This is a genomic window from Streptomyces sp. NPDC093586, assembly GCF_044764905.1.
Classification (GTDB): domain Bacteria; phylum Actinomycetota; class Actinomycetes; order Streptomycetales; family Streptomycetaceae; genus Streptomyces.
In genome coordinates this window covers 1-11,239 of record NZ_JBIWJA010000074.1, presented here as the reverse complement: position 1 = coordinate 11,239, position 11,239 = coordinate 1, and the positions used below count along the sequence as shown (strand labels likewise).

Genomic DNA, 11,239 nt, shown 5'->3' with positions numbered 1-11,239 from the left:
CCCGCGGAGCGGGTCCCTCCGGGCTGCGCCCGGAGCAAGCGGGGCGGTCGCTGCGCTCCCGCTGGCCCGCGCGATGCGCGGGCGGTCCCCTTCGCTGCGCTCCGGGGACCGGTGGGGCCGGCCGCTGCGCGGCCGGGCGGCTGACGGGGTGTCGGGTGCGGCTAGTGGGGCCTTCAGTGCGGGGGTTGGGGGAGCGCGTGGCGCTCCCGGCGGGTCCGCTGCGCTCCCCCGCCTGACGGTTCTTCCGGCTGCGCCTCCAGAACCGCCTGGGCCCGCTGGCGCGGGCCGGGCTGGCTACGAGGGTGGGGGGCGCTCGTTCGTGTGGGTTCCAGTGTACCGCGTGCATCAGATTGATGCAGCATGTACCGTTGGCGGAAACACAGGACACCCCCCAGCCACCCGGGAACCTCCCCGGAATTCCGAGAGGAACGATCGAAGATGACCGGTCACCACGAATCTACCGGACCTGGGCCCGCGCTGAGCAGCGATTCTCTGCGCCGGGTGAGCCAGTATCAGACGGCAGGCGTCAACGCCCGGTTGAAGGTGTTCGCGCTCCTGGAGGCGCAGGGTGTGCCCGCGGACGAGGCGGACGGCCTGGTGGCCGCGCTGGAGGCCGGGGCGGTCGCCGGGGCGCAGTGCCAGGTGGTGGAGCTGGACGGCATGGCGCCGGCCTCTCGGGGCTCGCTGTCCGCGGACGGCTGGGATGACGGCGTGAGGGCCGTGAGCGAGGCCCTGGTGGGTATCGCGGACCGGGAGTGGGTCCGGCGCGGCGGGCGGTCGGCTGGGGCCGCTGAACTGGCCGTACATATCGCGGACGTAAGGCAGCGTGAGCGGGCGGACCTGGTGCGGCTGGAGAGGTTCGTCCGGGAGAGCGTGCTGCCGGGCACTCACCCGCACACCACGGCGCGGCGGCGGGTGCTGGAGGCGCTGGGCGAGGCCGGCGATCTGTGCACCGCGCGGACGCGGAACGCGGACGGGGACGTCGTGGTCTGCACGCTCGATGCCGGGCACTACGACGTGGACGACAAGCCGCCGTTCAAGGGCGGAAAGCCCGGCGGCTGGCACAAGGCGGATGCGTCGATCTGGAACGACCTGGGCGCGGCCTGCATTCCGCACGCGGCCCTCTGAAAGACCACAGGAATTCAGTGCTCGGGGAGGGCAAGGAAATGTCAGCGATTCAGCTCAAGGAACACCAGGTAGCCCAGCGCGCTGCGTTTCGCAGGTGGGTGGGATTCCCTGCAAGGTCATCTGTGCCCCCTCAGGGTGCCCGTGCCACGATCGTGTCAGCGACCGGCTCGGGCAAGACGATCACGGCCGCCGCGTGCGCGCTGGAGTCGTTCGCGGGCGGCCGGATCCTCGTGACCGTGCCGACCCTGGACCTGCTCGCGCAGACCGCCCAGGCGTGGCGCCTGGTGGGCCACCGGGCCCCGATGGTCGCGGTGTGCTCGCTGGAGAACGACCCGGTCCTGAACGAGCTGGGGGTGCGCACCACCACGAACCCGATCCAGCTCGCCCTGTGGGCAGGGTCCGGGCCCGTGGTTGTGTTCGCCACGTACGCCTCGCTGGTGGACCGCGAGGACCCGGAGGACCCGACGGGTCGGCGGAAGGTTCGCGGGCCGCTGGAGGCCGCTCTGGCGGGCGGGGAGCGGCTCTACGGGCAGCGCATGGCGGGCTTCGACCTGGCGATCGTGGATGAGGCGCACGGAACCGCTGGTGATCTTGGTCGGCCGTGGGCGGCGATCCACGACAACCAGCGGATCCCGGCGGACTTCCGGCTCTACCTCACCGCGACCCCGCGCATCCTCGCCGCGCCCCGGCCGCAGAAGGGCGCGGACGGCCAGGAGGTGGAGATCGCGACCATGGCCGACGACCCGAACGGGACGTACGGCGCGTGGATCGCGGAGCTCGGGCTGTCGGAGGCGATCGAGCGGGAGATCCTTGCGGGGTTCGAGATCGACGTGCTGGAGATCCGCGACCCCTCCCCCGTTCTGGGGGAGTCGGAGGAGGCACGGCGCGGCCGGCGCCTGGCACTGTTGCAGACCGCGCTCCTGGAGCACGCCGCCGCGTACAACCTGCGTACAGTCATGACGTTCCACCAGAAGGTCGAGGAGGCAGCCGCGTTCGCGGAAAAGCTGCCCGAGACGGCCGCCGAGCTGTACATGAACGACGCCTCCGACGAGGACCTGGCGGCCGCGGACAAGCTGCCGAAGTCGTCCATCGACGCGGAGTTCTACGAGCTGGATGCCGGCCGCCATGTCCCGCCGGACCGGGTGTGGTCGGCGTGGCTGTGCGGCGACCACACCGTCGCCGAACGGCGTGAGAAGATCCGCCAGTTCGCCAACGGCATCGACGCGACCGGACGCCGGGTGCACCGGGCCTTCCTCGCGAGCGTTCGCGTGCTCGGGGAAGGCGTCGACATCACCGGCGAGCGAGGCGTCGAGGCGGTCTGCTTCGCCGACACCCGCGGCTCCCAGGTGGAAATCGTCCAGAACATCGGCCGGGCGCTGAGGCTCAACAAGGACGGCAGCACCAAGGTGGCCAGGATCATCGTGCCGGTGTTTCTGGAGCCGAACGAGGACCCGACCGACATGGTCGCCTCCGCCAGCTTCAAGCCGCTCGTGGCCGTACTCCAGGGCCTGCGCTCGCACGATGAACGACTCGTCGAGCAACTGGCCTCGCGGGCGCTGACGAGCGGCAAGCGTAAGATTCACGTCCGGCGGGACGAAGAGGGACGGATCGTCGGCGCCGGCGGCGAAAAGGACGGGGAGCACCAGGAGGGTGGCACCGGCGCAGCTGCCGAAGCCGCCCTGCTCCACTTCTCCAGCCCGCGCGCCCCAGCGACCATCGCGGCCTTCCTGCGCACCCGGGTCTACCGGCCCGAGTCCCTGGTCTGGCTCGAGGGCTATCAAGCCCTGCTGCGGTGGCGCAGGGAGAACGAGATCACCGGTCTCTATGCCGTTCCGTATGACGTCGAGGTCGAGGTCGGGGCGACGAAGGCGTTTCCGCTTGGGCGGTGGGTGCATCAGCAGCGAAAGGCGCTGCGGGCCGGGGAACTGGAGGAGCGGCGCAAGACGCTGCTGGACGCGCCGGAGGCCGGGATGGTGTGGGAGCCGGGCGAGGAGGTGTGGGAGACCAAGCTCGCTGCGCTCAGGTCCTACCGGCGGGCGACCGGGCACCTCGCACCGCGGCAGGACGCCGTCTGGGACGACCCGGCCGGCGGCGGCCCCGTGCCCATCGGGCAGCACATGGCCAACCTCCGCAGGAAAGGCGGCCTCGGAAAGGACCCGGAGCGGGCGGAGGAGCGCGCTGCGCAGCTGGCCGCGATCGACCGGGACTGGAACTGCCCCTGGCCACTGAACTGGCAGCGCCACTACCGCGTCCTCGCCCACCTCGCCGCCGACGAACCCGACGGCCTCCTGCCGGACATCGCACCCGGCGTCCTGTTCGAGGGCGACGATCTGGGCAAATGGCTCCAGCGACAACGCCGCAGCTGGACGGAGCTCTCCCAAGAGCAGCAGCAGCGGCTGTCGAAGCTGGGCGTACAGCGCGACCAGGCGCCGCCTCCCGCCCCGGAAGCCGCTGGCGCAGCGAGGGGGCCGAGCAAAGCCCAGATGGCATTCCAGCGGGGCCTTGCAGCCCTCACACAGTGGGTCGAGCGTGAAGGCGCCCACCGGCCCGTACCACGCGGCCACAGCGAGGAGATCACGGTCGACGGCCAGGAGGAGCCGGTGACCGTGAAACTCGGCGTATGGGTATCGAACACCAAATCGAGGAGGGGCCGGCTGGACGCCGACCAGCTCGACGCACTACGACAGCTCGGCATGGAGTGGGCATGAGGCGTACCAAATACGCATGAAAGGCGCATCTACCGCGTACACCCGTACTTGCACAGCCGCGTCAGGCGGCGTGGCCACCTGCGGTGAAGAGTTCTCATCCGTTCGGGTGAGCGGCGAGGATCGGAACATCTGCGCTTCCGCTCATGCACTTAGCTTCGGGTATGGAGCCTGGCGGAGTTGTTGATGTGGTTTCGGCGGGCGATCTCAAGGTGTCCGCCGCACCTGCGGTTACCGGCAGGGTCGACGCGTGCTTTCGCGATCTTCTGAGAAAGGCACATCGGGTTTCGTGGCTTGAGGCGGCGCAGGACGTCCCCTTTGAGGACTTTTCTGCGGTACGGCCTTTCCCCGTCCGGCCCGGGCGGCGTGTGGCTCCGGGCTGGTGGTGGTCGTCGACGACCGGGCGGCTGGTGGCGTACGGGTCCGGTGTCATGCGGACCGAGCTGATGCTGCTGGACCGGGAACCGGCGGTGGTGGCGCTGGCCTGCCGGCCGGTGGAGCTGGTGTGGCGTGAGGAAAACAGGGTCCTCGGTCATGCGCCGCAGCTGATGGCCAGGCTTCAGGACGGCAGCGGCCTGTTGCTCGACTGCGTGGGACGCAGCGGACCCTCTGCCCGGCTGGTGGCGCGGGCACGGGTTGTGGCGGCTGCCGCCAAGGCGGTGGGCTGGTCCTACCGGCTCGCGGGGCCGCCGGATCCGGTGCTGGTGGTCAATGTGCGGTGGCTAGCCGGTTACCGGCATCCCCGGTACGCCGCAGGGCCGTGGACGCCGGCTCTGGTGGAGGTGTTCGCCAGTCCGCGGCCGGCGGTGGAGGCGGTGTGTGAGCTGGGTGACCCGATCGCCGTATGGCCCGCGGTCTTTCACGCACTGTGGAGCGGCGTGCTGCGGGTACGGCTGGACGAACCGCTGCACGAGCGTGCCGTCGTCTCGGTCGCACGGCAGGAGGCCGAAGCGGCGTGACGCAGGCGGTTGTCGAGGTCGGGGCGCGCCTTCGCTACGACGGACGGGTATGGAGGCTCGCCGCGCTGGAAGGCGCCCGGGCCACGCTGGTGACCGACGAGGGCGCCTCGGCGGTCGTACTGCTGCCCTACCTGTTCGCCCATCCGTCCTTCGAGGTAGAAGGCGGACCAGTGCCGGTGAGGGTGCCGCCGTTCGGCCTGCTGGAGACGCTGCCGGTGGAGGTGCAGGAGCGGGCTCTGGCCTGGCAGCGGCATGTGCGGGAGGTGGAGACCGGCTTCCCGGACTCGGTCGGGCAGGGCGCCCCGCGTGAGCAGTTCGATCCGGCGACGCGGAGCCTGGAGCAGCGGGAGCGGGCGAAGGCCGAGGAGTTGACTGCGGTGGGCTGGGCGGCGAGTGCGGCGACGGTGCGCCGGATGCGGGCGCGCTACCGCAGCGAGGGCTTGTGGGGGCTGGTGGACGGCCGGTCGGTGCGGGAGCGGTCGGCCCTGGGGCGGGCCGATGAGCGGGTGGTCGCGGCAGTCAGGAAGGTGCTGGAGGGGCAGCGGGAGCGGTCGACGGGCACGCTGGTGCGGCTGCGCCGCCGGGTGGGGTGGCTGCTGGAGGAGGAGTACGGCGCCGGGCGGTGGCCCTGCCGCCGGCGTCGACGTTCAACCGGCTGGTGCACGCGGTGGCCGACGGACAGGGGCTGCTGGGGACAGCGGCGCAGCGGCGGTGGCATGCGTCACGGCCGGCACCTCCGTTCACGCCGACGGTGGCACTGCGGCCGGGCGAGCTGGTGATGCTGGACAGCACGCCGCTGGATGTCCTGGCGGTGCTGGACGACGGTGTAACCGGCCGTCTTGAACTGTGTATCGCGCTGGACGTGGCGACGCGCAGCATCTGCGCGGCGGTGGTGCGTCCGGTGGGCACGACGTCGGTGGACGCGGCGATGCTGCTGGCGCAGATGGTAGTGCCGGCCGCGATGCGGCCGGGCTGGGATGCGGCACTGTCCATGCAGCGGTCGGTCATCCCCTACAAGCGACTGGTTGCGTTGGACGCGCGGCTGGAGCGGGCTGCCGCCCGGCCGGTGATCATGCCGGAGACGGTGGTCGTGGACCAGGGCCGGGTGTATGTGTCGGCGTCGTTCGTCTCGGCGTGCGAGAGCCTGGGGGTGTCGGTGCAGCCGGTGCCGCCGGCGAACGGCCCGGCGAAGGGGGACGTGGAACGAACCTTTCGCGCCATCGCCGACGGGTTCAGCCAGTACCTGCCGGGCCACACCGGCTCGGACGTCTCCCAGCGGGGCGCGGCCGCGGAGCAGGATGCCTGCTGGAGCCTGGCGCAGCTTCAGGAACTGCTGGACGAGTGGGTCATCTGCGGGTGGCAGGAGCGCCGGCACGAGGCGCTGCGGCACCCGATGATGCCGCAGGTCGCTATCTCACCGAACGAGATGTGGGCAGCTTTGGTGGCGGTGACCGGGCACGTGCCCGTGCCGTTGTCCGCCGACGACTACGTTGAGCTGCTGCCCTTGCGGTGGCTGGCGATCAACGACTACGGCGTCCGCTTCGGCTACCGCACCTACGACCACCCCGGCCTCAACCCCTACCGGCGCCGCCGCTCACCGCAGGAGGACAAGAACGGACGGTGGGAGGTCCACCACAACCCCTACGATCCGAACCGGGTGTGGGTGCGCCTGCCCGAGGGATGGTTGGAGGTGCCGTGGGTCCACGCGGAGGCGGTACGGCGCCCCTTCACCGCGTTCACCTTCGGCTACGTCCGCCGCACCGTGGAACGCCGCGAGGGCCGCGAAGAACACGAGGCGGCGATCGCCCAGGCGCTGGATGCGCTGCTGCGCCGTGCCAGCCAGGGACTGGGCAGCAGACGAGAGCGGACGGTAGCCGCCCGGGCCCAGGCGGCCGCGCAGATGACCGACCCGTCCCCTGCCACCGCCCCGCAGCAGTGCCCTGCGCCTCTGGCGCCGGGGGCCTCGTTCGGGCTGCCCGGCTCCTTCACCGTCCCGCTTGAAGACGGCGACCGCTGGGACACCGACGACAGCCTGGACGACATCGAGGACGACCCGGACGGCGAGGACTACCTTCTCGCCGCCCTCGCCGACGGCCAGGACGCCGCGGCAGAACACGCGGATGAGGCCGAAGCGTCCGAGTCGACGGCCGGAACGGACCGGGACCAGGCCGTAGGGCAGACGCTGAACGCCGCCGGGGCGGGCGGCATGCTCATCTACGACCCGTACCAGGAGGCCCAGGCATGGTGACAGCGGCCCAGCCCGCCACCACGAGCGCTTTCAGCCCGCTGACCACGTGGGACGGGTGGCAGCAGTTCGTCGACACACCCCACGCCCCGGCACGGAACGCCGGAGACCAGGAGTGGACGCTGGAGCAGCGGGAGGACTACCACGCACGGTTCGTGGTGCTGAAGACCCCCGCCATGGACACCATCTCCACCGCGGTCCGCCGTCTGCTGCTGCTCAACCGCGGCCAGCAGGGCGGAGCCAGACGCGGCCTGATCATCTCCGGGCCCGCCACCACCGGGAAGACCACCGCCATGCAGCAGCTCGGGCGCACCGTCGAACTCGCCGACCGGCGCCGCCACCCGAACCAGGACGGACGTCTGCCGGTCCTGTTCATCACCGTGCCGCCGTCCTCCACCCCGAAAATGCTCATCAGCGAGTTCGCCCGCTTCCTGGGCCTGCCGACGCTGGAGCGGATGAACCAGATCCAGATCACCAACGCCGTGTGCGAGCTGCTGTGCGAGCTGGGCACCCAGCTCGTCCTGGTCGACGACGTGCACCTGATGGACACCCGCAGCCGGGCCGGCGCCGAGACCTCCGACCAGCTGAAGTACCTCGGCGAACGGATCCCGGCCACCTTCGTCTACTCCGGCATCGACGTCGAAGCCTCACCCCTGCTGACCGGCGTGCGCGGCTCCCAGCTCGCCGGCCGCTTCAAAATCGTGCGCAACCAGCCCCTGCGCTACGGCAGCAGCGCGGACAAGCAGGTCTGGAATGCCCTAGTGAACGGCATGGACAGCGCGCTGCGGCTGCGCCAGCACCGGCCGGGCACCCTGGTGACGCACGCCGCCTACCTGCACGCCCGCACTGGCGGACGCATGGGCAGCCTCTCCCACCTCATCCGCGAAGCCGCCCTCGTGTCCCTGCTGGACGGCACCGAAAAGATCACCAAGAAGCTGCTCAAACAGATCGAGCTCGACACCGCCGCCGAACAACGGGCCCGAGCACCCAGGCGCCACCGGATGCCCACGCAACGCCAGCCCTGACCGGCGGCGTCTGCCTCAACCGACCGCACCGATCCACCGTTCGGCCACGGCTCGGATGCCAGCACATCCGTGCCCGCCAGGAAACGACCTCTACTCCCTGATGCACGACTTTCTTCCACCACAGCCGCAGCCGCCGCGTACGGCTGCGGCACGACCGGGGCCAGCACGGCTCGCGCCGCTGCAGGGCGAGACGAACCTTTCGTACCTGGACCGGCTGGCCGACCGCTACCGGCTCGGCGTCAGAGACCTCGTCCCCGCGCTGCTGCAGGTCGGCGGAGGCCTGTTCAAGGGCTACCGCCCGGACGGCGAGGTCTACCTCAACGCCGAAGCCCGCGCCCGTGTCTGCATGTTCAGCCGCGTGCCCGAGGAGATCCTTCAGCGTGCCCTGCCTGCCTGGACCGCCCAGGAACCTCTTTCGCCGGACGGGGCGGGCACGGCCGGGCGGTTCCGCTTCGGCTCCGTGGTTCCGGCTGCGGGGGAAGGCTGCCATCTGTGCACGGCCGCACGCACCGGACGGGCCAAGCCTGCACGGCTGTACTTACAGCCGCACACCCGCATCTGCCCGCGCCACCGGCGCTGGCTGCTCGGCACCCATTGGATCGCAGGTGCGCCGGCCGGCACCGAGCAGATCGACCTAACGGGGCTGCCGGAGATGCTCGCGGCACACCGGCGACACCTGAGTCTGCTGCGCCACTGGCCGGACGGCGTTCGTGCGTTCGAGGTCGCCCATGCCGTGGCCGTCTCCTGGTGGGCGCAGCAGTGGCCTGAGGAAGAGCAGTGGCCGCGCCGGGCACTGCAGCTCGCGCCGCCAGGCACCGATCCCGGCTGGTGGCGGCTGCTGGCCAGGGACGCGGTCACCTACCCGGAGACGGTTGCCATCGCCTCTGTTCTCGTTGACGAAGGCTTCAGGCGGCGGCTGCGCGCCGAGATCAGCGGCCACCTGCCACACACCCTTGCGGACACGCCCGCTCTGGTCAGCGAGCTGGCCCAGATCACCAACCGGGGCTGGCTGCCCGAGAAGATCGCTTCGACCTCAGCCGGGCCCTTGCTGGTATGGGTGCACAACTGCGTGCGGTCCCCTGCTGGTGCAGACGCCGCCGATCGTTTGTGGACGCTGCACATGGCACACCGGCCCCGGCCCATCGCCCGGGAACTGCAGGCCTACCGCAACGGCAGTAAGCCGGAGGCGGTGGGAGGCAGCCCGTCGCGGGGCCGCGGGCTGCGGCTCACCCCCGAGCAGGCATTTCATACCGGTCTGGCCCACGCCCGTGCCTACGCTGCCCTTCACGGCCACCTCGCGGCTCCGATCGGCGAGCGGTTCAACGGCTTTGCGCTGGGCCGGTGGCTGTCGAACCACCGGAAATCTCCCGCGGTACCGCCCGAACACGTCGCGGAACTCGAGGCGCTGGATCCGTGGTGGCGGCCGCCGTGGACGGTGATGTGGCAGCGCACCTACTACGAAGCCCGCGACCATGCCCGCGCCCGGGGCGGCCTGCGGCCCGAGCGCGGCTTCCCCACCACCAACTTCGGTCTGGGTGAATGGCTGCACATGCAGTGCACCGGCTATGCCGACCTGCACCCCGCGCAACAGCGTCTGCTGTCTGACATCGGCCTCACTCCCGAGGCCGTACGGGCGGCCCAGCCTCGCCGCAAGCACATGGCCACCCACTTCGAACGCACCCTCGCAGGTGCACGCGCCTTTGCCCGCACCCACGGCACGCTGGTGACCGCGACCGCCGACACCGTCCAGGACGGATTCAAGCTAGGGCAGTGGCTGGCCAACCAGCGCAGCAAAGACCGGGCCTACCAGCTGCGTCATGGCGCTCCCTCACCCCGAGCACTGGCACTGTCGGCAATCGACCCCTGGTGGAACCCGCCCTGGGCCCTGAAGTGGCAGCGCTCCTGGCACCAAGCACACACCCACATCGCAGACGGTCACGTCCTGGACGCCGCGGCCGGATTCCCCGGCACCAGCCGCGCACTCGCCAGGTGGCTGACCAACCAGTGCGCCCAGTACGACACACTCCAGCCCGACCAGCAGGACCTGCTCACCCGGATCGGGCTGAGCGCGGTCCGGGCCCGCAGCGCGGCCGCACGGCCCGCCGAACGCGAAGCCGACTTCGCCGTCGGACTCGGCTACGCACGTTCCTATCACTCCACACACGGCACTCTCGCCGCCGCGATCAGCACCGTCCACGACGGGTTCGAGCTGGGGCGGTGGCTGCGCCGGCAACGCCAGCACGCCCGAACAGATGCCGACACGGGCGCGCCTCAGTGCGCCGCGGCGAAGGCGCTGACTGCGGTCGATCCGTGGTGGTGTCCGCCCTGGAGCCTGGCGTGGCAACGCGCCTGGCAGCACATCCACCATCAGGTCCAGGCCGGCCACCAGCCAGACGCCATGCACGAGTTCCGCAGCTTCGCCCCAGACGAGCGGGCCTGGCTACGCTGGCAGATCAGGCACTACGCCGACCTGCATCCCGGCCAGCAGCGCCTCCTGGCCGACATCGGCTTGACCGAGGAGAGCACCCGCACCCGGCCCGTCACCCCGTATGCCGAGACCGCACTCGAGCACGCCCGCAGCTTCACAGCCGCGCACGGCAGTCTGGCAACGCCGTACTGCGCCGTCCACGACGGCTTCCCCCTGGGATCCTGGCTCGCCCGACAACGTCTTATGGCCCATAACGCGAACACCCCATACGCCGTTCACCGCGCACTGACCATGATCGACCCCTGGTGGAACCCACCCTGGCCCATGCGCTGGCAGCGCGCCTACCACCACGCCCGCACCACACCCATCAGCTCCACCACCCATTCCTGGGCATCCGCTCAACGCGCCGCCTGGCGCCGACTACACCCGCAACAGCACACGCTCCTCACACGCATCGGCATCACCCCGGAAAACCGCACCAGCACACAGCGCCGCAAAGCGACCCGCCCCTACCCGCCAAGCCCCGGCCTGGCCCACGCCCACGCCTGGGCCAAGGAGACCGGCAACCTCTGCGTCCCCAAAAGCACGCACCATGAGGGCTTTCCTCTCGGGACATGGCTGATCCAACAACGCCGCAAAGCCGGCCAACGCCGCCCCCCGTTATGTTCTTCACGGTCCTGCAAGAGGGCCGCTGGCCTCCGGGCTCGGCATGACTGTTGCCCCCTGTCGAAGGGATGACCTGGGGGGTG

General features: G+C 70.8%; 7 protein-coding genes. All 7 read left to right on the top strand.

Features of this window, described 5'->3' with window-relative positions:
• The first annotated feature begins 501 nt into the window (after positions 1–501).
• Complete coding sequence (locus ACIRFH_RS36050) at positions 502–1,128, top strand: hypothetical protein (RefSeq protein ID WP_403530659.1); 627 nt, start codon at positions 502–504, stop codon at positions 1,126–1,128.
• Between the two features lie 38 nt (positions 1,129–1,166).
• Positions 1,167–3,836 (top strand): Helicase associated domain protein, encoded by a 2,670-nt coding sequence (locus ACIRFH_RS36045; protein ID WP_403530657.1) that lies wholly within the window; start codon positions 1,167–1,169, stop codon positions 3,834–3,836.
• A 161-nt stretch (positions 3,837–3,997) separates the two neighbouring features.
• Complete coding sequence (locus tag ACIRFH_RS36040; protein ID WP_403530654.1) at positions 3,998–4,792, top strand: TnsA-like heteromeric transposase endonuclease subunit; 795 nt, start codon at positions 3,998–4,000, stop codon at positions 4,790–4,792.
• On the top strand, positions 4,789–5,571 hold the full coding sequence (locus ACIRFH_RS36035) for a hypothetical protein (RefSeq protein WP_403530651.1): 783 nt from the start codon (positions 4,789–4,791) through the stop codon (positions 5,569–5,571). The genes ACIRFH_RS36040 and ACIRFH_RS36035 overlap by 4 nt, the downstream gene beginning before the upstream one ends.
• Positions 5,544–7,040 (top strand): hypothetical protein, encoded by a 1,497-nt coding sequence (locus ACIRFH_RS36030; protein WP_403530648.1) that lies wholly within the window; start codon positions 5,544–5,546, stop codon positions 7,038–7,040. Before ACIRFH_RS36035 ends, ACIRFH_RS36030 begins: the two co-directional genes overlap by 28 nt.
• Positions 7,034–8,062 (top strand): TniB family NTP-binding protein, encoded by a 1,029-nt coding sequence (locus ACIRFH_RS36025; protein WP_403530645.1) that lies wholly within the window; start codon positions 7,034–7,036, stop codon positions 8,060–8,062. The genes ACIRFH_RS36030 and ACIRFH_RS36025 overlap by 7 nt, the downstream gene beginning before the upstream one ends.
• Positions 8,063–8,162: 100 nt before the next feature.
• On the top strand, positions 8,163–11,228 hold the full coding sequence (locus tag ACIRFH_RS36020) for a Helicase associated domain protein (protein WP_403530642.1): 3,066 nt from the start codon (positions 8,163–8,165) through the stop codon (positions 11,226–11,228).
• Positions 11,229–11,239 lie beyond the last annotated feature (11 nt).